The organism is Acinetobacter sp. ANC 4779 (assembly GCF_004331055.1).
Lineage (GTDB): Bacteria > Pseudomonadota > Gammaproteobacteria > Pseudomonadales > Moraxellaceae > Acinetobacter.
The window spans coordinates 168,066-191,390 of the sequence record NZ_SJNU01000006.1 but is presented as its reverse complement, the minus strand read 5'-3'; the positions used below and the strand labels follow the sequence as shown (position 1 = coordinate 191,390).

18 protein-coding genes and 8 tRNA genes are annotated in these 23,325 nt (G+C 41.4%); 17 read left to right on the top strand and 9 right to left on the bottom strand.

What is annotated here, in order from left to right; all coding sequences use genetic code 11:
• Positions 1-86: 86 nt before the first annotated feature.
• The 3 genes from E0H80_RS09170 to E0H80_RS09160 are packed head-to-tail and all read right to left on the bottom strand — an operon-like array spanning position 87 to position 5,043.
• Entirely contained in the window at positions 87-3,191 is a 3,105-nt protein-coding gene (locus tag E0H80_RS09170; RefSeq protein WP_131365107.1) for an efflux RND transporter permease subunit, read from the bottom strand.
• Positions 3,192-3,213: 22 nt separating this feature from the next.
• Positions 3,214-4,341, bottom strand: a complete 1,128-nt coding sequence (locus E0H80_RS09165) for an efflux RND transporter periplasmic adaptor subunit (protein WP_131365105.1) — start codon at positions 4,339-4,341, stop codon at positions 3,214-3,216.
• A 60-nt stretch (positions 4,342-4,401) separates the two neighbouring features.
• Positions 4,402-5,043 carry a hypothetical protein gene (locus E0H80_RS09160; protein ID WP_131365103.1) on the bottom strand — a complete coding sequence of 214 codons (642 nt, stop codon included), beginning with the start codon at positions 5,041-5,043 and terminating at the stop codon, positions 4,402-4,404.
• Positions 5,044-5,321: 278 nt separating this feature from the next.
• Here E0H80_RS09160 and pilG point away from each other — a divergent pair, with 278 nt between their 5' ends.
• The 6 genes from pilG (at position 5,322) to E0H80_RS09130 (ending at position 13,772) form a co-directional block, all read left to right on the top strand.
• Positions 5,322-5,705, top strand: a complete 384-nt coding sequence (pilG, locus tag E0H80_RS09155) for a twitching motility response regulator PilG (RefSeq protein ID WP_067723812.1) — start codon at positions 5,322-5,324, stop codon at positions 5,703-5,705.
• 21 nt (positions 5,706-5,726) lie between these two features.
• Positions 5,727-6,095 carry a response regulator gene (locus E0H80_RS09150; protein ID WP_067723813.1) on the top strand — a complete coding sequence of 123 codons (369 nt, stop codon included), beginning with the start codon at positions 5,727-5,729 and terminating at the stop codon, positions 6,093-6,095.
• A gap of 5 nt (positions 6,096-6,100) precedes the next feature.
• Positions 6,101-6,637 (top strand): chemotaxis protein CheW, encoded by a 537-nt coding sequence (locus E0H80_RS09145; RefSeq protein WP_131365101.1) that lies wholly within the window; start codon positions 6,101-6,103, stop codon positions 6,635-6,637.
• Between the two features lie 46 nt (positions 6,638-6,683).
• Positions 6,684-8,756 (top strand): methyl-accepting chemotaxis protein, encoded by a 2,073-nt coding sequence (locus E0H80_RS09140; protein ID WP_131365099.1) that lies wholly within the window; start codon positions 6,684-6,686, stop codon positions 8,754-8,756.
• A 173-nt stretch (positions 8,757-8,929) separates the two neighbouring features.
• Positions 8,930-13,309: an Hpt domain-containing protein gene (locus tag E0H80_RS09135; RefSeq protein WP_131365096.1), complete on the top strand. Its 4,380-nt coding sequence runs from the start codon at positions 8,930-8,932 to the stop codon at positions 13,307-13,309.
• 4 nt (positions 13,310-13,313) lie between these two features.
• On the top strand, positions 13,314-13,772 hold the full coding sequence (locus E0H80_RS09130; RefSeq protein WP_131365094.1) for a hypothetical protein: 459 nt from the start codon (positions 13,314-13,316) through the stop codon (positions 13,770-13,772).
• 72 nt (positions 13,773-13,844) lie between these two features.
• Here E0H80_RS09130 and dapE read toward each other — a convergent pair whose 3' ends face one another.
• The 3 genes from dapE to E0H80_RS09115 all read right to left on the bottom strand — a co-directional run bounded on the left by dapE (position 13,845) and on the right by E0H80_RS09115 (position 16,256).
• Entirely contained in the window at positions 13,845-14,981 is a 1,137-nt protein-coding gene (gene dapE, locus E0H80_RS09125; RefSeq protein ID WP_131365092.1) for a succinyl-diaminopimelate desuccinylase, read from the bottom strand.
• A 129-nt stretch (positions 14,982-15,110) separates the two neighbouring features.
• A complete protein-coding gene (locus E0H80_RS09120) occupies positions 15,111-15,260 on the bottom strand; it encodes an entericidin A/B family lipoprotein (protein WP_067723819.1) in 150 nt (49 codons plus the stop codon).
• Positions 15,261-15,359: 99 nt separating this feature from the next.
• Positions 15,360-16,256, bottom strand: coding sequence for a DUF1853 family protein (locus tag E0H80_RS09115; protein WP_131365090.1), 897 nt, complete (start codon positions 16,254-16,256; stop codon positions 15,360-15,362).
• 96 nt (positions 16,257-16,352) lie between these two features.
• On the opposite strand from E0H80_RS09115, the gene E0H80_RS09110 reads away from it, so the two are divergent.
• From E0H80_RS09110 to E0H80_RS09060, 11 genes are all read left to right on the top strand, one after another.
• Positions 16,353-16,736, top strand: a complete 384-nt coding sequence (locus E0H80_RS09110) for a YbaN family protein (RefSeq protein WP_131365088.1) — start codon at positions 16,353-16,355, stop codon at positions 16,734-16,736.
• 8 nt (positions 16,737-16,744) lie between these two features.
• Positions 16,745-17,275 (top strand): cell wall-recycling L,D-carboxypeptidase ElsL, encoded by a 531-nt coding sequence (gene elsL, locus E0H80_RS09105; RefSeq protein ID WP_131365085.1) that lies wholly within the window; start codon positions 16,745-16,747, stop codon positions 17,273-17,275.
• A 289-nt stretch (positions 17,276-17,564) separates the two neighbouring features.
• Positions 17,565-17,640, top strand: a tRNA-Val gene (locus E0H80_RS09100).
• Positions 17,641-17,665: 25 nt separating this feature from the next.
• Positions 17,666-17,742: transfer RNA gene (locus tag E0H80_RS09095), tRNA-Asp, on the top strand.
• Between the two features lie 51 nt (positions 17,743-17,793).
• Positions 17,794-17,870 (top strand) — tRNA-Asp (locus E0H80_RS09090).
• Positions 17,871-17,891: 21 nt separating this feature from the next.
• A tRNA-Val gene (locus tag E0H80_RS09085) sits at positions 17,892-17,967 on the top strand.
• 13 nt (positions 17,968-17,980) lie between these two features.
• Positions 17,981-18,057: transfer RNA gene (locus E0H80_RS09080), tRNA-Asp, on the top strand.
• Positions 18,058-18,088: 31 nt separating this feature from the next.
• A tRNA-Val gene (locus tag E0H80_RS09075) sits at positions 18,089-18,164 on the top strand.
• A 37-nt stretch (positions 18,165-18,201) separates the two neighbouring features.
• Positions 18,202-18,278, top strand: a tRNA-Asp gene (locus E0H80_RS09070).
• Between the two features lie 91 nt (positions 18,279-18,369).
• A tRNA-Val gene (locus E0H80_RS09065) sits at positions 18,370-18,445 on the top strand.
• A 74-nt stretch (positions 18,446-18,519) separates the two neighbouring features.
• Positions 18,520-18,981 carry a DUF2750 domain-containing protein gene (locus E0H80_RS09060; protein ID WP_067868316.1) on the top strand — a complete coding sequence of 154 codons (462 nt, stop codon included), beginning with the start codon at positions 18,520-18,522 and terminating at the stop codon, positions 18,979-18,981.
• A 2-nt stretch (positions 18,982-18,983) separates the two neighbouring features.
• Here the strand turns inward: E0H80_RS09060 and E0H80_RS09055 are convergent, their stop codons facing one another.
• From E0H80_RS09055 to E0H80_RS09045, 3 genes are all read right to left on the bottom strand, one after another.
• Positions 18,984-19,766: a YdcF family protein gene (locus E0H80_RS09055; RefSeq protein ID WP_131365083.1), complete on the bottom strand. Its 783-nt coding sequence runs from the start codon at positions 19,764-19,766 to the stop codon at positions 18,984-18,986.
• A gap of 102 nt (positions 19,767-19,868) precedes the next feature.
• A complete protein-coding gene (locus E0H80_RS09050; protein ID WP_131365081.1) occupies positions 19,869-22,535 on the bottom strand; it encodes a PepSY domain-containing protein in 2,667 nt (888 codons plus the stop codon).
• A gap of 174 nt (positions 22,536-22,709) precedes the next feature.
• The gene (locus E0H80_RS09045; RefSeq protein ID WP_067868307.1) at positions 22,710-23,270 is read right to left on the bottom strand and encodes a YcxB family protein; all 561 of its coding nucleotides are present in this window, start codon (positions 23,268-23,270) and stop codon (positions 22,710-22,712) included.
• Between the last annotated feature and the right edge of the window lie 55 nt (positions 23,271-23,325).

Below are 23,325 nucleotides of genomic sequence, written 5' to 3'. Positions count from 1 at the left end.
CTAAAAATTAAGCCTTGAAAGCCAAGATTATACAATAAAAAATGAGGTGAACATTTCTGAATGTCACCTCATTGGGATGTCATAAATTATGACATGATTTTTCGTATTTGGCGCGTCATAAAATTCTTTAAGTCATCCAGATAAGTAAAGATCACCGGCACGACCACTAAGGTCAACAGGGTCGAAGTGATCACACCGCCAATCACCGCATGAGCCATGGGGGCACTTTGTTCACCCCCTTCACCTAAGCCTAATGCAAGGGGGATCATGCCCATCACCATGGCGCTAGTCGTCATTAAAATGGGACGTAAACGAGTTTTGCCGGCGGCAATAATGGCATCAAAACGGTCTTCACCGCGATCCATGGCTTTCTTGATGAAGTCGATCAAGAGGATGGCATTCTTAGTCACCAATCCCATCAGCATGATAATCCCAATGATGGAGAATAGATTCATGGTTGAATTAAACAGGAATAAAGCTAAAAACACCCCAATCAGTGAGAGAGGCAGGGACGCCATAATCGCAGCCGGGTGAATAAAGCTATTGAATTGTGATCCGAGTACGATATAAATAAACACAATGGAGAGGGTGATCGCAGTCATGGCGTAACCTGCAGATTCAGCCATATCTTTATTCGCACCTTGAGTCACGAAACTATAACCCGGTGGTAAATCAAAATTATCCTGAATTTTTTTAAGATCCTGTCCAATATCACCTGCAGGACGTCCCGCCGTATTGGCTTCAACCAATACTTCACGCGCTAAATCGCGACGGTTAATTTGTGATGCACCGAAACCTTCTTTAAAGGAGGCGACACTTGCCAGTGGGACTAAAATAGGTTGACCAGATGCGTCAGTTTTTTGTGAGCTTAAATAAAGATTTTCAATATCACTCGGTAGGCTGCGTTTATTTTCGGTCAGGCGAAGATTGACATCATAGGTTTCGCCGTTTTCATCTTGCCAGGTCGTTACATCATCACCCGCAATCAAGGGACGGATGACATTGGCAATCTGATTGACGGATAGACCTAAATCACTGGCAAGCAAGCGGTTAATATCAACGGCCAAGGTCGGTTTGGGTTCTTTAAGTGAGCTTTCCAGATCGACAATACCATTCACTTTGGAAATTTCTGCAAGGAAGCGATCAGATATTTTTTGTAGCTCATCCAGTTCTGGACCTTTAATCGAAATAAGAACCGGTTTTTGACCGCCTGAAACTGTTTCGTCGGCAGAAGCAATAGAAGTAATAGTAATACCGGCTACGCTTTGTAAACGTTGACGAAATTCATTGTTAAGCTGCGTCAGGGTTTTGCTGCGCTCTAAACGAGGAGTGACACTGACCCGGATACTGACATGGTTTTTACCCCGGTCAGTTACGCCGTTAATAATGCTATAGGTGCTGAGTACATCCGGGTGTTGGCGAATAATATGCTCAACTTGCAATAACTTGGCTTGTGAATATTCCAGTGATGCATCTACAGGTGTTTCAAATTTAATCCGAATTTCGCTTTTATCAGGAACCGGCACAAATTCTGTACCTACCAGTTTTGATAGTCCTAAGGCACCAAAAAGTGAAGCGACTGCAATCAGCAGCGTCAGAACGCGGAAACGCAGTGCCAGTTTTAACAGTTTTTCGTAGTAGAGACTTAAATTATCCAGTTTGTTGGAAATCCAGTTAAAAAAGCGTTTGATTTTGCCTGGTTGTTTGTTTGGATCATGTTTTTCAGCCCAGTGCGCAGAAAGCATAGGATCGAGGGTGAAACTGACAAACATGGAGATCAGCACTGCAGCACTGACCGTTACCCCAAACTGATAGAAAAATTTACCAATAATACCGCCCATAAAGGCGACCGGCAAAAATACCGCAACAATGGTCAGTGTTGTGGCTAAAACCGCAAGCCCGATTTCTTTCGTGCCATCTAGTGCTGCGGTAACGTGGTCTTTGCCCATATCTGCATGACGGACAATATTTTCCCGAACGACAATCGCATCGTCAATTAACAGTCCAATACTGAGTGATAGCGCCAACAGCGTCATCATATTGATCGTGAAGCCAAACGCCCAAATAAAAGTGAGTGTTCCGAGTAAGGCAATTGGAAGGGTTAAGCCGGTAATTGCAGTAGAGCGGAATGAACCTAAAAACAGCAACACAATCAGAATGGCTAAAACTGCCCCTTCAATAATAGTACGGGCCACATCTTTAATACTGCCGCGAATACTTTTAGAGCTATCTACCACGACTTTAGCAACGGTACCTTGAGGTAATTGTTTTTCAATTTTTTGCACGGCTTTATAAGTGGCATCCACCACTTCAATCACATTGGAATCAGAGCTACGCAGAATATCAATCGCGACCGCTGTTTTACCATTTAAATAGGCACTGGATTCTAAGTCGGCTTGGCCGTCTTCAATTTTCGCGACTTGCTTTAAGAAAATAGGTGCACCATTTTTATTGGCAACAATTAAATCACCAAATGATTGTGGATGAATTACCTTAGATTTGATTTCAACCACCAGTTCTGATGTCGGCTGTTTTAAAGTTCCGCCTGGAACTTCAATATTTTCACCTTTTAAGGTGTTGATGACTTGATCTATGCCAATACCAAAACTTTGTAATTTTTGTGGTTCAACTTCGATGCGGATTTGACGCTGGGCATCACCCAGTAAATTGACTGCTCCTACGCCAGGGACGGTTTGTAATTGTGGAACAATGCGTTGATTTAAATATGAACTTAAATCACGTAACGGCATGCTATCGGATTCAAAAACAATAGACATCACTGCATTGGCTGTGGGGTCATAACGCTCTACTACAGGATCTTGAATTTCATCACGAAATGCGGCAGTGACCGGAGAGATTTTGTCGCGAATGTCTTGTGCTGCGACAGTAGAAGAAACATCCAGATTGAATTCGACAATAATGGTCGATAGACCTTCACTGGATTGTGAAATCACCTGTTTCAAACCTGAAATGGTATTTATCTTTTCTTCTATTTTCTTGGTAACTTCAGATTCAATCATTTCCGGGGAGGCACCAGGATAGCTGGTATAGACCACCACAAAGGGAAAATCGACATCGGGAAATTCTTCAACGCTCATCCGTTGCCAAGACGCTAACCCCAATACCAGTAAACACAACATCATCATGATGGTGAAAACAGGATATTTGACACTAATTCGGGTAAACCACATAAGAACAATCCTGTGCTTATTTTTATTTTTGAGTGATTATGACTTCTTGATGAAGGTCTTGGTCATTGAATTTAATACGACTGATTTGGTCACCGGGTTGCAGTCCTTGAACCACGGCTAAGTTGTCACGATAACGTTGTTCTAAAATGACCAGATTTACTTTTTCGATTTTTTTCTGGCGAATGACCCAGACATAAGGTTTTTCTTTCATATTCTGGATGACATCCAGTGGAATCAACTGGCCGCTAATTTGGGTAGAAGAAAGGATGTTGCCTTCGACAAAAGACCCAATGCTGAGTGAGTTAATGGTTTCAATGGGTCTGGCAAAGAATTCAATTTGGCGACTTGCCGGATCGGCAATTGGGGAGATCCGGGTGAGTACCGCCGTAAGTTGGGCAGGATTACCTTGAATGCTATATTCAATTTTTTGACCGACTTTTAAAGCTGCCTGCATATCACTGGGTAATTTGGCCTGTATTTCTACATGATCAGGATCGACTATTTCAAATAAAGTTTGCCCGGCAGCGACTGTTTGCCCGGATTCAACCTCACGTTTGGTGATCACTCCTGAGATAGGACTTAAGATCGTTCCATCACGATCGGCTTTTTGAGCAATATTCACGTTGGCCTGTTGGGCATGCACATTTTCAAGTTGCGCCTGATAATCAACAGCCGCCTGTTCATATTCAACTTTGGAAATAAAACCTTGATCCAGCAAACGTTTTTTTCGTTGCATCATGTTTTTTGCCAGACTGCCTTGTGCCTGAGTCGAACTAAGATTAGCTTGGGCTTGTGCCAGACGCGCAGCATTATCTTGATTGTTTAGTCGAACTAAAACCTGACCTTTTGAAACGGCTTGCCCGACTTGAGCATTGACAGCAGTTGCGGTTGCAGTCACTTGAGCCTGTATGCTGCTTTGATTCACTGCACGAAGTGTGCCAGTGAATGCTGTTTTAGCAATAGAAATTCCGTCTTTAACTAAAACCAAATCTTGTTGAATTAATTCAATTTTTTTTGTGGTGTCTCGCGGTTGTTCTATTTCATTTTTTTGACAAGCACTCAGTAGCAGGCTCAAGCAGAGGGTGCTATAGGTCAAATATTGCTTATGCTGGCTTAATTTCGTTCTTTTTATACGCTGTCCAAATAGCATGCCTGCTAATCCTTTTATTTATTACTGCATAAATTAAGCCCATGGCCTAACAAATGCAATTTATTCAAGAGCTTTTAAACGAGCGATGATTTTGTCGTATTCTAGCTGTGTATTTCGATAGTGCATTTGTAACGATTGAATATTCTCTTTTTTGGCTTCAATATTTTTTTGATTATTATCGAGGTTATTTCTCAAAGCTGTAGGAATGTTTTCAGCCTTACGTAAATGTTCAATTTGCTGACGTTTAAAGTAAATCCGATCGTTTTGCAGCTGTTTAAGTTGGTCTTGCTGAAAGGCAATTTGTTTTTTAGTGTGCTTCAATGCATCATCGCGTTTGGTTGCAGCAACCTGACTGTTGGTATATGCCGTTTTAAGTTTTAAGTCGGCGGCATTTTTTCTGGCTTGAGCGGCACGTAGTGGTGCTTTTTTTATATCTGCTTCGGTGTTGTAGGCACGATTACGTTGAATGACCTGCATGTTCTGGTCTAAGGCTTCATAACCATGACGAATGTGATTCGGCGTTACATTGCTACTGATATTAGCAATACCCTTGCTATCATAGTAACGATACCAGGTGGCTTTAGGCGGTGTTTGGGCAAAAACAGCGATCGATTGAAAAAACATCAGAAATACAAATATGAATTTCCGAGTCATTTTTTTTTGCGCAATGAAAGCAAGTTTTTGTTTAAACTGACTTTGCATTGTAACCCCCGATTTAAAGTTGACTAAATTACTTATTTTAAGTAATAAAAATGCTATATTAGACTTAAATTCATGAATAAAAAACATTTCTTAGTCAAAAAAAAATCATTGGTCGATCGAAAGTGTGAAGCTGTTATTGAAAATATGAGAAAACGAGCCTTTGTTCATAAAATGCTCATTGAAAAGATAAGTAAAGATATGTTAAAAATGTTTATAACTTGTAATCAAACTTTCTACTCAAATTGTTTGTACATTCTAAAAATGGGAAGGGTCATTAAATGGACGATAAATTCCAAAATCTAAAAGTAATGGTGATTGATGATTCAAAAACCATTCGCCGTACAGCAGAGACATTACTCCAGCGTGAAGGATGTGAAGTCGTAACCGCAGTAGATGGTTTTGAGGCATTGGCAAAAATTGCTGAAGCAAATCCAGATATCGTGTTTGTCGATATTATGATGCCGCGTTTGGATGGTTATCAAACCTGTGCACTTATCAAAAACTCGCAGAATTATCAAAATATTCCGGTCATTATGCTGTCCAGTAAAGATGGTCTATTTGATCAGGCTAAAGGTCGTGTTGTTGGCTCAGATGAATATTTAACTAAACCTTTTAGTAAAGATGAATTGTTAAACGCAATCCGTAATCACGTAACAGCATAAGTTTATTTTTTGGGGAAAAGCATGTCACGTATCCTTATTGTTGATGATTCACCAACAGAAACATTTCGTTTTAAAGAGATTTTAACTAAACATGGCTTTGATGTTATTGAAGCAGCGAATGGTGCTGATGGTGTCACAATGGCACAAGCAGAGTTACCTGATCTTGTGTTAATGGATGTGGTAATGCCTGGGGTAAATGGTTTCCAAGCAACACGTCAAATTGCACGTGGTGCTACGACAAAACACATTCCAATTGTGATTGTCAGCACCAAAGATCAGGCAACTGACCGGGTTTGGGGAAAGCGTCAAGGGGCAAGTGATTATTTAACAAAACCTGTAGACGAAAAACAATTAATTGATGTGATTAAACAACACCTCAATGCAGGATAAGCTCTATGGCAGCTAATGGATTTATCGAATTACTTCGGCTGGCTAAACGTGGTAACAAAAACTACGTTACCACTGAAAATGAAGTAAACCGATGGTCAGGAATTGCTTTTGAGATGATGGGGCAATATTTTGTTGCTCCTTTAGGTGAAGTATCTGAAGTGATTTATCCACCTAAATATACGCCAGTTCCGAATACCCAATCATGGGTGATGGGTCTGGCCAATATTCGGGGACGGTTACTTTCAGTGGCTGATTTGGCTCAATATATTTCCGGGCATCGAAGTCAGTTTTCACCGACTCAAAAAGTACTGTGTATTAGTCATAATGACCATTATGTCGGTTTGGTAGTAGATCAAGTTTTGGGGATTCAACACTTTAATAAGAAAAGCTTCTTTTCTAAACACGGTGAATTAGATAGCAATTTACAAGAATATTGTCAGGGATATTTTTATCAACATAATCAACACTGGCATGTTTTTTTATTTAGTCGTTTATTGCAAAATCCAAAATATATGAATGCATCTATTAAATTTATAAACTAAATAGTCGCGCGCTGAAGAATGATGGCGAAAGTCGGGGAGAAGCTGGATGGGCTTTAAACTTAAAAAGAAAAATACAAGTGAAGGCAGCAACCGTAAGGTTGGTCATGCTTTATTGGCAAAGATTCAATCACAAACTGATCAATTAGCACGTGTATTTGGTGACAGTGAGAAGTCCAAACCCTTAATTTTGGGCGCAGCATTCTGTCTGATCGTCGCACTGTTTCTGTTGCTGTACTTATTCTACAGTGTGCCGCGTAACAATGAATTAACACGTAGTGTCGGTGATTTACGTCTTTTATCGCAAACCATTTCTCGTCAGGCAACAGAAGCAACAGCTTCAGGAACCAAAGAGTCGATTGACAAGTTAATTCAGTCTCAAAAAAGCTTTGCAGAAAATCTTGAAACTGTGAAAGATATTCATGCGAATACTCCAGCACTGGATGAAGTTGAAAAGCAATGGAAAACAGTATCAGATAGTATTGATTTAATCTCTTCTCAACAAAAAATCATTAACCAGCTTTATGATACCAATATAGCCATTGGTGAAACCATTCCGGGGATTCAGGCTGAATATAACTTGATGGTTGACCAAATGGCACGTCAAGATATGCCAAGTAACCAGGTCGTGATTGCGAAAAACCAGGTCTTCATTGCAGAACGTATTCTTCGTTCGATTAGTTCGGTATTGACGGGTAGTGAGAACTCTCGTGAGTCAGCAGATGACTTTAGTGCCGATACGGAAACCTTTGGTTCTTATCTTGTAGCACAGTTGAATGGTAGTTCTGAACTTGGTGTGGAACGTATTTCTGACCCTGCATTACGTGAATCATTAGAAGGTATTAAATCTGAATATGATGATGTATTGAAATCAGCATCTGCAACGATTCTTAAAAACTCCACTCAAATTGTAAAAGTACGTCAGGCATCTTCTTCAATTTTTGCACAATCAGATGAATTGTTATCTAACCTGAATAAACTTTCGGGTAGTTCAAGTCTTGCGATTGCAATTCCTGGATTGTTCTTGATTCTTTGCTTGCTTGGTTTCTTGTTCGCTGTATTCAAATTGCTTACCTTACGTGGTCAGTCAGATAAACAGCGTGTGGCTAACCTGCAAGAAGAATATGACCGTAACCAGAACGCGATTTTGCGTTTACTGGACGAGATTGCCGACTTGGCGGACGGTGACTTGCGTTCATACGCAACGGTGTCCGAAGATTTTACCGGAGCGATTGCCGACTCGATTAACTTTGCAATTGACCAATTACGTGAGCTGGTATCGCGTATTACCGAAACGTCTCAAGAAGTTGCGCAATATACTGCCAATACGCAGGGTATTACCAATCAGCTGGCGGAAGCATCTGAACATCAAGCGCAAGAAATTGCCGGCGCATCTGCCGCGATTAATGAAATGGCGATGTCAATTGACCAGGTATCTTCAAATGCAACCGAATCTGCAGTCGTTGCAGAGCGTTCAGTTCAAATTGCGGCCAATGGTGCAGACGTTGTAAACCGTTCAATTGAAGGGATGGATACCATTCGTGAGCAGATTCAGGAAACTTCAAAACGTATTAAACGTCTGGGTGAATCTTCGCAGGAAATTGGTAACATCGTTGCCTTGATTAACGATATTGCCGACCAAACCAACATCTTGGCATTGAATGCAGCTATTCAGGCATCGATGGCAGGGGAAGCAGGTCGTGGTTTTGCCGTAGTAGCTGATGAAGTACAACGTCTTGCGGAACGTTCAGCATCTGCAACCAAACAGATTGAAGGTTTGGTAAAAACCATTCAGACGGATACCAACGAAGCAGTTATTTCGATGGAACAAACAACTGCCGAGGTTGTTCGTGGTGCGAACTTGTCTAAAAATGCGGGTGTGGCGCTGGATGAAATTCAAAACGTATCCAGCAATCTGGCGAAATTGATTGCCAACATTTCTGATGCTGCAAAACTACAGTCTGCTTCTGCAGGTCATATTGCAACCACGATGAATGTTGTACAGGAAATTACCTCACAAACCACTACAGCAACGTTTGATACCGCACGTTCAGTATCTGAATTGGCAAATATGGCCGAATCGTTACGTGAATCTGTAACTGACTTTAAATTACCTGATTAAGGTAGTACGAAAGCTTTGGGGTGATGCGCCTTACTTGAGGGTAAGGTGCATCAATAAATCACAGATAAAGCATCGACAAGATGAACTTAAGCTCAAAGTTAGGTCTCGCGTGATGGTGACAATTAAGTTTGAGCGCCCTTCTTGGTGGCAGATAAACGTAAGAAGCCTAAGCTATGAAAGAAATATTAAAAAATTTAGTTGAAACGACTACGCTTCCTGAAGATAGTTATCTTGATCAAGATGCAGAAATTCTAGAAATTTTTGTTGAAGAAATCGAGGAAATCTTCGTTGAATTAAATCCTTTATTTACAACTTGGTTTGAAAATCCCAATGACCCGGAAATCTTGACCACCATTCGCCGTCATTTCCATACGCTGAAAGGCTCTGGACGTATGGTAGGGGCAAAATCTTCCGGTGAAGTGGCGTGGGCAGTGGAAGACAGTTTAAATCGGGTCATTTCAGGTGCAATACCTTTAGATACAACGGTTCAACGTTTTGCTCAAACCGTATTCAATATTTATCAATATAAATTATACCCAATTTTTAAAACCGTTCAGCTGGCTGATATTGATTTACGTCCCTTGGTTTTACTGGGGCAGCAAATACAGCAAAAACTAAGTTTAGAACCTGCTCTGGAAGAATTACTAAATCTTTCTACAAGTTTGACTGCTGAAGATGGTCTGACAGGTTTAGAGCTGAATGATGAAGCATCCATTCAAATAGATGCTGTAACAGAAGATAATAATGATATTGAAGAAACGGTTGCTATCTTTATTGAAGAAGCGGAAGAGCATTTAGCAACTATTGATCAGTTCTTGCAGAATGAGGACGAAAATAAACAAGATTATAATGGCTTAATTCGCGCCTTACATACCTTGCGTGGCAGTTCATCCATGGCTCAAATCGAGCAGATTTTTGAAGCCAGTACCAAGGCAGAAAATTTATTTAAAACTTTATTACAAGAAGAAATTGTTTCGACCTCTAAGCAAACGGCTTTGCTGGTTCAGTATGCCGAATTTGTACGTGATTATTTGCATGTCCTCAGAAAAGGGGAAAAGCAGAAACTTGATGCGATTTATGAAACCTTTAATAATGCATGGAATAACTATGGCTTTACTTCCGCTGAAGTAGATGAGGATGTTAATCCTCAAGGTCTGGTTTCTAAACTGATCGCACTAAATATTGATTTGTTATTAGATGCAGAATTCGAATTTGAAAAACGTGCAAAAGTTGAATATCCAGAATATATACAGGCCTTAAGCGAACAGGCTCAACAATTGTTGGATCATACCGATAATCGTGCTGCTGTTGGCATTCATCGATTTACCAATGAATTAAAGTCAAGTTATGAAGAATTGGTATTAAAGCCAGAATTACTCAATATTGATTATGCCTATGAGTTGTTTGGACAGGCGCATCAAGAATTTATTCATTTGTTTGATACCTTGGCCTCAGGGCAACGTGTCATTTTAAGCGATGAAGTTCAGAAAATATTGAGTGATCTTTCTGCCTTTGTACAGCAGGACCTTGAACAGTTTGAGAATGCTGAGTCTACAATCCAAAAAATGCCTGTAGCCCAAATAAATACAACCTCTACGACATTTGATCTTGCACAGATTTCACAAAGAATGCGCTCTGATCGTGCTCAAATGCATGCAGCGGATGCAAACAGTGATTTCGATGAGGAATTACTGGGTATCTTCCTGGAAGAGGCAGAGGAATTGCTGGGGGGTATTGACCAGGATTTAAATACGTGGAGTAAAGATCCAGCCAATACCACTGCACTGAATAATTTAATGCGTTATTTGCATACCTTGAAAGGGGGTGCAAATATGATTCAAGCGACTCATATCGGCTTGATTTCACATGAATTAGAGTCAATTTATGAGCGTGTGATTCGTCAGCAAATTACGGTTACACCACAACTGATTAGTATTATCCGTTTAGTCCAGGATGATGTTTCAGACCGAATTCAAATTATTCGTGAAGAGAACATTGATTACTCTGGTGCTGAATCTATTGAGATTTTACGTAATATTCAAGAGATTGCGCAAGGTAAGTCTGCGAGTGCCGCTGTCGTTGAAACGATTGCAGTGGAAAATATTGCAGCGGAAATCACTGCCGATGAATTAGCAGAACCAGTAGCTGAGACATTCGCTTCAGTGGTTGAAATCCAACCAGAAGTTGTTTTACAAAATGTTGAAGATCCTGAGGATAGTATTCGCTTAATTGCAGAAGAAACATTCTTAGAGGAAGCGGAAGAGATTCTAGAATCTACCGATGGATTATTAAAACAATGGTTTGAGCAACGTAGCGATCGTAGCTTGCTGCTTCAATTACAACGTGCTGCCCACAGTCTTAAAGGTGGTGCGCGTATGGTTGAAAATGAACCTGTGGCTGCAATTTCCTATCAACTGGAAACTACTTTTGAACAGTTTGCGTTCCATCATTTTAATTCAAATGCTTACGACTTATTATTACAAACCACATTTGCATGGTTAAAACACGCCATCTTTGAGCGAGATTACAGTAATTTTGATAGTCTCAAATTAAGTTTAAAGTCGATTGAATTTGTTGATGTAACCGTTCAATTACCAAATCGTGTGACCCAGTCCGATCTATTATCTGCAGCGAAAACCTTTGAATTTGTTCAAGGTGATGGTACTGAACCACCTGCAATGTTGGGTGAGTGGGACTTGAGTTCGCAACAAGACAACAGCAATGAAATGATCCGTATATCTGCCGACTTGGTAGAGAAGATGATTGATTTGTCTGGTGAAAATTCAATTAACCGTTCGCGTATTGAAATGGACTTGGGACAACTCGGTAATACCTTGAATGAGATGGAATTGGCGATGAAGCGTTTAGCTGACCAATTACGTCGAATGGAAGGTGAGTTAGAGTCACAAATTATCGCAAAACATGGTTCCGAAAATTCACGTTATGCCGATTTTGACCCCTTAGAGATGGACCAATATTCATCTTTAAACCAGTTGTCAAAATCATTGGCAGAATCTGCATCAGACTTGGTAGACTTTAAAACAACCTTGGCTGAAAAAATCCGTGATACTGAAGGCTTGCTGTTACAGCAATCCCGTATTCAGGCCGAGATTCAGGAAAGCCTGATGCGTACGCGTCTGGTGCCCTTTGATCGTCTATTGCCACGTTTACAACGTATCGTGCGTCAAACATCATCGACCTTGAACCGTCCTGCAGAATTGATAGTTCAGAACACTGAAGGTGAATTGGACCGTACTATTCTTGAGCGTTTGGTGACCCCATTTGAACATATGCTTCGTAACGCGATTGACCATGGCTTGGAAGATACGCAATTACGACATGCAGTGCAGAAGCCGGAAGTAGGACGAATTGTCTTAAATATCAGCAGCCAAGGTACAGACGTACTGGTATCGTTTAGTGATGATGGTAAAGGGATTGATGAAGCCAAGATTCAAGAGAAGGCTTTAAACTTAGGTTTAATTAAGGCTGATCAATTCCTCGATAAACAAGAAATCCTGCAACTGATTTTCCATCCTGGATTTAGTACAGCGAAAGAAGTTACCCAGATTTCCGGTCGTGGCGTAGGTCTGGACGTGGTTCAAAGTGAAATTAAAGCACTCGGTGGTCATGTCTCTGTAGATTCAGAGCTAGGCAAAGGAACCACCTTTACCATTCGTGTACCAACCACAGTAGCGGTAAGTGACGCCTTGATGGTGAAAGCGGGTGATCAGCAATTTGCGATTTCACTGGCACAAATTGAACGTATAGTTCGAATTGCACCTTCTACCTTGGAAGAGTATTTCAATAGTAAAGATGACTTGTTTAAAATTGATAACACCAATTACAAACTGCGTTATTTATCTGAATTCGTTGCAAACCAACCGTTACCGCGTTTAAGTAATATTGCGCATTCTTTACCGGTACTTTTAATTAAAAGCAATAGTGGTCAAACCATTGCCTTGCTGGTCGATCAATTGGTTGGTTCACGTGCACAGATTGTGGTAAAACCGATTGGTCAACAATTCACGAGTATCGGTGTGGTTGCCGGGGCAACTATTTTAGGTGATGGTCAAGTCTGTCTGATTCTGGATGGTCAAAACATTGCGCGCCAAATTCAAACCACACAGCGCATTAAACATGTATCAGATCAGCGTGATTTGGCCCGTCATAATAATGCACGTCGTTTAATCATGATTGTGGATGACTCGGTGACTGTACGTAAGGTGACATCACGTTTACTTGAACGTCAGGGTTATGACATCGTTACAGCAAAAGACGGTGTCGATGCGATGGAACAACTTGAAAATGTCAAACCAGACTTGATGTTGCTGGATATTGAAATGCCGCGCATGGATGGTTTTGAAGTCACCAATCTGGTTCGTCACCATGAAGTACATCGAGATTTACCAATTATCATGATTACTTCAAGAACAGGTGAGAAGCATCGTGAGCGTGCATTCAGCTTGGGTGTTAGCCACTATATGGGTAAACCATTCCAGGAAGCGGAATTGCTAAGCAATGTTGAAAACTTGTTAGAGACCAGTCAGGGGTAAATAAATGAGCCAAAATAGTGTTTCAAACTCTACTGTGAATCAAATGACACAACAAGAGTTGCATCACCTTATTACCGTATCGACTGGGTTTATCGATGCATATCTTATTAATTGTTACGGTAAAGAAGCGATGGTATTGCCACAAAATATTGTCTTGTCCGCACTGGACAGTGCCACGCAAGTTCCATTTGTGGAATGGCATGAACTCAAGCTACCTGTCTATGCGGTGAATCATCCCGAACAAAAAACAGGCGTAGCTTTGGTGATTGAGGGCGATGATGTCAGTCAGCGTTTTGCCCTGATGTGTAATGAGATGCCAAAAACCATTCGTCTACGTATTTCTGAAGTGGTCGATGAAGAACAGGCTTTAACTGATCCGGCTATATTCCAATATGTACGCATGGCCGATCAAGTTTTTCATATTCCTAATCTGGCACACATTCAATCCTCTTTGGGCTTGTGATTTTAGCGATAACTCAAAGATGAGTCATAAAAAAGGAACTTGAAAAAGTTCCTTTTTTTATTTATTAAAGTTTTAGTTAGCCAATAAGCCTTCTAAAATCTGTTCATAAATTTCAGCAAGCGGCTCTAAATCGGCCACATTTACATGTTCATTAATTTGATGAATAGTGGCATTTAAAACCCCTAACTCCAGTACTTGTGCACCGGTAGGAGCAATAAAGCGACCATCTGAAGTGCCACCACTGGTAGATAGCTCAGTTTCAATACCAGTCACATTGCGAATCGCATTTTTGGCAGCATTGACCAGTTCACCGACTGGAGTCAGGAACGGTAAGCCTGAAAGCGTCCACGAAATGTCATAGTCGACATTGTGACGATCCAGAATTTCTAAGGTACGTGCTTTAAGTTCATCTGCTGTGACTTCGGTTGAATAGCGGAAGTTAAACAGCAAATTCATTGTGCCGGGCACAACATTGGTAGCACCGGTACCAGCATTGATATTTGAAATTTGAAAAGACGTTGCAGGGAAGTATTCGTTGCCATTGTCCCAAACGGTATCGCACAGTTCAGCCAATGCTTTAGAGGCGGTATGAATAGGGTTAATCGCAAGGTGAGGGTAGGCCACATGTCCCTGTTTGCCTTTCACGGTTAAATTGGCATTTAACGATCCACGACGACCATTTTTAACAATATCACCCAGTTGATTGGTGCTTGATGGCTCGCCCACCAGACACCAGGTCATTTTCTCATTACGTGCTTCTAAAGTTTCTACGACTTTTACAGTGCCGTTAATGGATGGACCTTCTTCATCAGACGTAATCAGGAATGCAATCGAGCCTTTATGATCTGGATGCTTTGCGATGAAGCGTTCAGATGCCACCACCATGGCTGCAAGTGCCGTTTTCATGTCTGCGCTACCACGACCGTAGAGCTTGCCATCACGAATTTCCGGTACAAACGGATCCGAGTTCCAGTCATCTAAACTGCCTGTGGGAACCACATCGGTATGACCTGCAAAACATAAAACCGGCGCTTCAGTGCCTTTACGTGCCCATAAATTATCGACGTCTTCAAAACGCATTGCTTCAATGTTGAAGCCAATTTTTTCTAAACGATCCGCCATAATGTTTTGGCAGCTATGATCGATTGGGGTTACAGAAGGCTGACGTAACAGTTGCAGGCTTAAATCTAAGGTAGCGGAAGAGGTCATGCGATTTTCATCAGTCGATAAATTTGTCCGCTATAATAGGCGAATATGCCCTTGAATGTGAATGACTGGCCTAAAATTGCCATAAAAAAACCCTATCTAGGATAGGGTTTCATGTGAACTAAAGACGAATTAGTTTTTACGGATTTCGTCAGAAGTTTTTTCAGCGGTATTGGTTACAGCATCTCCAGCTTTGGATACATCTTTACCCATGCCTTTAAATGTATTACAACCAGTTAAAACAAATGCCATAATAAGGGAAGTCGCTAGAATTTTTTTCATCATCATCTCCAAGTAATTCATTATTTTGATGTGAGTTTAGGGTAAATAATACCTGAGGTAAAAAATATGAGTTTTTGATGGTAGAAAAGTAACCAATTGTTATAAAGATAGACTTTTCTCATAAAGTTGATGATTAGAATTCTGGAAAAGTAGTGGTGCAGGTCTGAACATATAGAAATTAGGCTTATCTTTTTGACGATATAAACCATTGATCCACCAGTGCGCAGTTTCACTACTGAGATGAGAGGCCGGGCAGATCCACTCTTGTCGTTGCAAACGATAAAAATGTGCATTTTGATGAGGAAGATGACTTCCCCAAGAACCTAATCTCCGTTTGAGATTAACCCAGGTTGGAATGACTTGCTGCCTAGGGCAAACAGGAAGATAGAGCTGACCTTTTAATACGGCAAAACGACGCTCAATCTGTTGTCCTAAAGCATCTTCAAATTGAAATTGTTTTTGGCTAAAGTGATTTAATTTTCGAACCAAGGTGTCGCTACGGTTTAAGCCATACCAACAGGCTAAAGAAAAATCCCGTTCAGCCAAATAATATTTTAAAGCGACTTCCCAATGTTCAATTTTATTGCTTTCGGTATTCAGCAATAGAAAATCAAGTTCCCCCAAGGTTATGGAACCCGCGATTTTTTGAATGCTGTGACCGAGTAATTGATAGGAGTGATAGTTCTGATCGAGCAGCCAAAACCAGATAAACATTTCAAAGCGCAGACCTAAACGGGTACTTTTAAGCTGTTGTAAAAACATTTCTAGTTCTTGAGGATGTTGATCTAAATAAAGCAGTCTTGAGCGATAATTCTGAAAATGCCTGGCCCAGGTTTTGTTGGCATGTAATTGAAAGGAATGCTTCAGTACCAGTTCTGGTGGAATAGCAGCTAAAATATTGGGACTGGCTACACAGAATGCCAGTTGTCGAACCAGTAAATTTTTAAATTGAAGCCAAGGTTCATCAAGATCAGAGGCTTGATTTAAAGCAAACATAGAAACACCCAGCGCAAAGTTAAAAAGTGCAGAATTACAACGGATAATGGCTAAAAACACTTTATACTACCGCAATTAGTCGTGTAGGGCAGTGCTATGAAGATGTTGTTTTGGCGGAGTTTGGTGATGATTTTCCTCATCCTGGGCTTTATCGGAGCACTTTTACCGGGTATGCCAACAACAGTATTTCTTATTCTCGCTGCATGGTCAGCCTCAAAAGGTTGGCCGCAAATGGATGCATGGTTACTCAATCATCCTAAATATGGTCCAACATTGCGATCTTGGCGTGAAAAAGGAACTGTGCCGCGTAAAGCAAAATGGTTGGCCAGTATCATGATGCTGATCAGCGCTATCATCATGCTGTTTACTAATGCGCCGTTGTTGGTCAAAGTATTTACCGATTTGACCATGCTTTCGGTTTCCATTTGGCTGTGGCTACGTCCTGAACCTTCCAATGAACAGATCAAAGAAGCAGAGTAATACCTGTCATGTCATATTCTTTAGAACAAGCAGATGTCTGGATTGATTTAACCGGACAAACTTTAAGCTTGCCAAAACATAATAAGTTTTATGTGATTTCTTCAGCTAAGAACGGTATTGGTGAGCAGGAAAACTCAGGCAAGACACCTCGAGGCTGGCACAAGGTCGCGCTTAAATTTGGTTATGCTGCCCCTAAAAATGCCGTTTTTAAAGCGCGACAGGAAACTGGTGAAGTGTATGATGAAGCATTGGCGACCCAATTCCCTGAACGGGATTGGATCCTATCCCGTATTCTCTGGTTAAGTGGTTTGCAAGAGAACTTTAATCAGGGAGAGGGCTGTGACACATTTAAGCGTTATATCTATATTCATGGCACCCCAGACACTGAACCGATGGGTATCCCGATGTCACATGGTTGTATCCGGATGCGCAATGAAGATGTGATTGAATTGTTCGATCTTATTCCTGAGCAAGCATTGGTCTTTATTTCAGAACATAGTTTGCATTCAATTGACTGTAAAATCCGCACAAATATCTAAAGCAACAGGTTAAAAGATGAAAAGTGATAACTCTGCTATGTATGTTGGTGGATAAATAGCATTATTTTCCGATTGTTCAAAAAGCTTGAGCGTTTTTAAGTCAAAACTAAAGTATGAATGTATAAATTTTTGCAGAAAATTCTAAATAAATCACAGAAATTGTTTGTTTTTATAGCGATTAACCTATTTTTTAATCACTCAAACGTAAAATACCAAAAACAGGCAGAAAAGCGTTTGACAGGCTGCATAGATTCTCTATAATGCACCACACAAACGATGAAGTCGTAAAGGGCGCTTAGCTCAGTTGGTAGAGCGTCTGCCTTACAAGCAGAATGTCGGCGGTTCGATCCCGTCAGCGCCCACCAAGCCTTTACGTTAAATGTTTTAAGTGCAGCGGTAGTTCAGTTGGTTAGAATATCGGCCTGTCACGCCGAGGGTCGCGGGTTCGAGTCCCGTCCGCTGCGCCACTTAATTCAGATAACAAGTTGTTTGTACTTTAATAGCGATATTATGTAAGTGCAGCGGTAGTTCAGTTGGTTAGAATATCGGCCTGTCACGCCGAGGGTCGCGGGTTCGAGTCCCGTCCGCTGCGCCATTTACATGATAGACCTCTTAAGGGCGCTTAGCTCAGTTGGTAGAGCGTCTGCCTTACAAGCAGAATGTCGGCGGTTCGATCCCGTCAGCGCCCACCAGATTTTTTGCGATGCAGCGGTAGTTCAGTTGGTTAGAATACCGGCCTGTCACGCCGGGGGTCGCGGGTTCGAGTCCCGTCCGCTGCGCCATCCTTAAAATCGAAAATGCAACACCCGTTAAGGGCGCTTAGCTCAGTTGGTAGAGCGTCTGCCTTACAAGCAGAATGTCGGCGGTTCGATCCCGTCAGCGCCCACCATATCTTCGGATATGAAACTTATTTATAAGTTTGCCGTGCAGCGGTAGTTCAGTTGGTTAGAATATCGGCCTGTCACGCCGAGGGTCGCGGGTTCGAGTCCCGTCCGCTGCGCCATTTTCTAGATTCCTTGTGCTAGATTATGGTTACATCCAGCAAGATTTCTTTCTTGCGTCATAAAAATGGCCATGCTGTTTTTATTCCTCAAGGGCGCTTAGCTCAGTTGGTAGAGCGTCTGCCTTACAAGCAGAATGTCGGCGGTTCGATCCCGTCAGCGCCCACCATATATTCTCCTTGCTCAAATCATGTTTTTTTCATAGAATCTCAAGACTATAATAATTTTAAATATTGAAAAACTATGAGAAATCCATATCAACGCAAAGCTGCGTCAAAAAATCAAAATAATACCTATAATGCTCAAGACATTTATAAACAATTCATTGAAACGATCGTTGCTCAAGGTTCTGTTAGTGCTTTATATGATGACGGCTGGGCTTTATGCGCTACCCCTACAGGTCAGCGTGCATTTGCAGTTTGGCAACATAAAAGTCTGGCAAAGTTGCTGATTAAGGATAATTGGAAAAATTATCAAATTCAGGAGATTTCACTCAAAGATTTTATTGAAAAAGTCATCCCTTTCTTACGTCAGGAAAATACTTGTGTTTCGATGGATTTAACGCCTGAAGGACAGAATGTCTTGGTGGCTCCTGAAAAATTATTATTAGATATGAAGAATTATCTGTATCAGATTTATTTGCAAAAACCCGAATTATTTAGAGATACCAAGTTGCCTATGCCACGCAGCATTCGTTTGAACTGATTTTAGTATTCTTGCAATAACCAGCCGCTAAGAAAAGAAAAATATTCCCGTAACCACGAGTTATAGCGAATATACAAAGGTGTTGGTGCACTTATAGTCAGAATCTGCTGATAGCCTTGATGTTTGGCTATGGCTTTGGCGCGCAAAATATGAAAGTCACTGGTCGCAATGACAATTGGCTCATTCAGATTAATGTGATGTGCTCTAAGCAGAGGCTGCACATTGCGTAGGTTTTCTTGGGTACTGGTACTTTGATCTTCTAATAAAATGCGCGCTGGCTCAATCTGATGCTGTTTTTGCATATATTCAGACATCACTTCTGCTTCAGTCATCTGTTCCTTAAATCCTAAACCTCCAGTCATCACCATGATCGTTTGAGGATAGTGCTTGGCATATGTAGCGGCGACCTCTAAACGTTGTTTTAAAGTTGGAGACGGTTGCTCATTTTCTATGCCACTACCGAGTACAATAATTGCGGCTGCTGGTTGTGCTGTCGTGTTCTGCTGAATCGTATATTGCAGATAAACGAAAAAAATTAACAATGTGCCAAGCCACAGAAAGAATCCTGTCCAGGCGTAACGCCATAAAGTCTGGCGTAATTGACTGACTTGGATCACTTTTTGAATCCACTTAAAACATAGGGCATACAGGATTAATCCCATACCGATAATCAACGGAAGAATAATGCCTAAATGACTTTTATCGAGTGAAAGTAACCATAAGCCATCCAGTGCCAAGAAACTGCCTATGATCAAACTGAAGCTACGTTTTAGAAGGTCTGACATACGCTGGCTCTGGGTGATTGTTGTTGTTAGTTTAAACAAATTGGATGCTTAAAGCATAAAAAACCGAGCGCTAAGGCTCGGTTTTTTATCGGCTTTAATTATTTAGTAAACGTCACGACGGTAACGGCCTTCGTGACGAAGCTGATCGACTGTTCCTTCACCCAGAATATCAATCAGGGCTTGATCAACATCACTGGCCATACCATTGATACTACCGCAAACATAGATTACCGCACCATGATCCACCCAGACTTTAAGTTCTTGGGCTTGCTCACGTAGTTTGTGGTGCACATAAATTTTTTTTTCTTGATCACGTGAGAAGGCTAAGTCGAGGCGTTGTAACATGCCTGTGGTTTGCCAAGCTTCAATTGTGCTTTGATAAAAGAAGTCATGCTCACGTTGACGTTCACCAAAAATCAGCCAGTTTTGGCTGTAATTTTGACGGGTACGCGCATGTAACAGGCTCATCAATCCTGCAAGACCTGTACCGTTACCAATGCAAATTACCGGACGATTGTCATCAATCAGATGGAAGGATTCATTGGTACGAATACGCAGTGCAATTTCACTATTTATTGCGGCATGTTGAGTCAGCCAGCCTGAACCTAGGCCCAATTGCCCCTGAGTATCTGATTGTTGACGCACGACTAAACGCAGCACTTGTTGTGATGGAATACTGGCAATTGAATATTCACGAGAAGGCAGGGGATTCAGTTGTTCCAGTAAATGCTCCATATTGGCAAAAGGTTCAATATCTATGGTTAAATCTCTATCCCATAGTGCTTGCTCAATACTTACTTGTAATGAATCCACTTGAGTCTGTGCCGAGATTTGATATTTTTGCATAAACTGAATAATACGTTCAGAACTATTACCCGGCTGAATCTCTGCAATATCACCGGCTTGCCAAATCACTTCATGGGTCGGCTTCAATTCGATATTAAATGCAGGTGCACCTAAGCTGTTTGGATTGAGCAGATCACGTTTACTTAATGTCCAGCTATCGAATGTTTTTTCGATATTCATGGTTTGCAACTCAAGTTTGGTGACTTTGGCTAAAGCGCTGTTCCATGCCTGAATTTGCTGATTGTTGGCATTATCCACCTCAATGGTGGCGAACAATTGCTGTGCCCCATTTCGCTTTAACCATGCATCAATTTCATGCCCAAAGCTACAGAAAGTCTCCGGATATTCGCGAGAGCCCAAGGCTAACACTGCATAGTGTAGATGGCTTAAATCCACTTGTGATGAAAGTATCTTTTTGGCAAAACCTGAAGCTAAATCTGGTGCTTCACCTGTGCCATACGTGCTGGCGACAAATAAGACCTGTTCAGTATTTTTTAAATCATCGCTGCTTAAATGCTGTACTGATTTCACTGTTACAGGTTGCCGAGCTTCTTGTAAGCTGGTCGCAGTACGCCAAGCCAGTTGTTCAGAAATGCCGGTTTGGGTGGCGTAGGCAATCAGCCAAGGTTTGGCATTTGGATCCATACTGACAGCAGTCAAGCTATTACGCGCAGCCTGAGTCAGTTTCTTTTGTTTGCGGCGTTTAAGATACAGCATCCAGCCGGTGACAAAGAACAATGGCATAGACAGAGCGGCCAGCATTGCCATAAATTGATACACGGGACCAAAGAAACTACCTCTGTGAACCGGCAACATACTGCTCATGATTTTTTCATTTAACTTTTTATCTTCATAAATTTCCATGTTTTGAATGGATGAAGTTTTATAGTCAAATGTGGCTTTATTACGCGCACGTTCATGTTGCGGAACAGCATCAACGAAACTCAGTTCAACTTCGCCATTGGCTTTTTTCGGCAAGTTGAGGGTCAGGCTTGAATAATCACGACCGACTTGGGCATTAAAGCCTGCCCATGTCCGGGTTAATGCCAGATTGATTTGTTCAGGACTTAGACTCGGCTTGTCACGACCTTCACCACGAGGACCTTGTTCAGGGGTTGCTCGCCCTTTCTCACCTGATTGTGCACGTTCAGCGCCACCACGTTCTTCACTGCCCCTTGGGGTATTTCCACCACCTTCACTGCGGCCTTCACCAGCACCACGCTGTGGAGCTTCACCTTTTGATTCTTTTTGCTGTTCCACACCCATCACGGTATACAGACCGCTACGCCACCAGCCATAAGACCAGGTTAAGCCAGTACACGCGATAATCAGGAAGAAAATAACCACCCAAGTCCCCACAACGGCATGCAAGTCCCACAGGAAATTACGACCTTTGAGTTGTGGTTTAATCATGAGCCATTGTTTGAAAGAGTGTTTTTTAGGCCAACGCAGGTATAAACCACTGAAGATGAAAATCAGCAGCATCAGGGTACATGCACCGGTAATCTGCTTACCTACCGGTCCAATGGTCAAGTTACGATGCAACTGTTGAACAAACTGGAAGAACTCTCGCCCTTTGATTTCTGGTAAAACTTCGGCAGTGTAGGGGTTAATCATCATGCTATAACCCTTACGTGCACCTTCTTTGACAATATTGATGCTGGAAGATGCAGTCGGGTCTTTGGCCACAGTGATGCTATTAATTTTCATCTCTGGATCAGCTTTATGAAAATACTGATACAGTTCTGCAGGGGTTAACTTGTCCCGATTTTCAGCTTGTACGGTATAACTATCTGGATTCAGCCATTTTTGAATCGGTTGTTCATATGAGTAAATGGCACCGGTAACCCCCATAATCGAGAGGATTAAGCCAGCGGTTATCCCGAGGAACCAGTGGATCTGAAAAAAGATTTTTTTTAACATAGCTGAAGATGCGGGAGGTGGATGATATTAGCGCGAATTATAACTGAACTTCTAGAATATGATAAGGATTTTGCAGGTAATATTTATTCTCATTCTCATTTATGATTATTTTAATTAAAAAAACCCCCAAGAATTTGGAGGTTTTTAGCTAAATCGTTTTGATTAAAACAGAGCTTAGACCTGTTTCGCTTCGCCCACTGTTTCTTTTAAATGCTTGCGGATGGTATTGAATGAAAAATTCTTTGAATCCATGCGTTTTGGCAAAATATAAGCACCTTGCTGACCTTTAACCTTGAAATTAATCAACATAAAGTCAGGCGTGTTATACCATTCATAAATATCTTTCCAGCCAATTGCACCCATACCTTCCTGTGCACCCATTTTTTGACGCATGATCAGCCCGTGGGGTTGCACACCTAAACGAATGCCCTTAATTTCCTGCACAGGGAACTCATTCATTTTACGTTTCACATACCATTCCAGTCCGAATTTACGGATGAGGAAGTACGCCACGACGCAGACTAAAGCAACCCAACAAAAAATAGTCGAATAGTTCTTTAACAGGATAATACCAACAATAGATAGCGCAGCCACAACCGCCATAATTATCCAAGTCTTGGTGCCAATTTTGTTGGTACTACGCCAAATAGCAAGTTGAGCTTGTCGTTGTTCAGCCTCTGAAATTTCATAGTTCACAGGCTGTAGGGTATAAGCGTATAAATTTTTCGCGGTCATAATGAATTAACAAATCTAGAACTGTAAAAAGTTTAGCATTATTTATACCCATTCA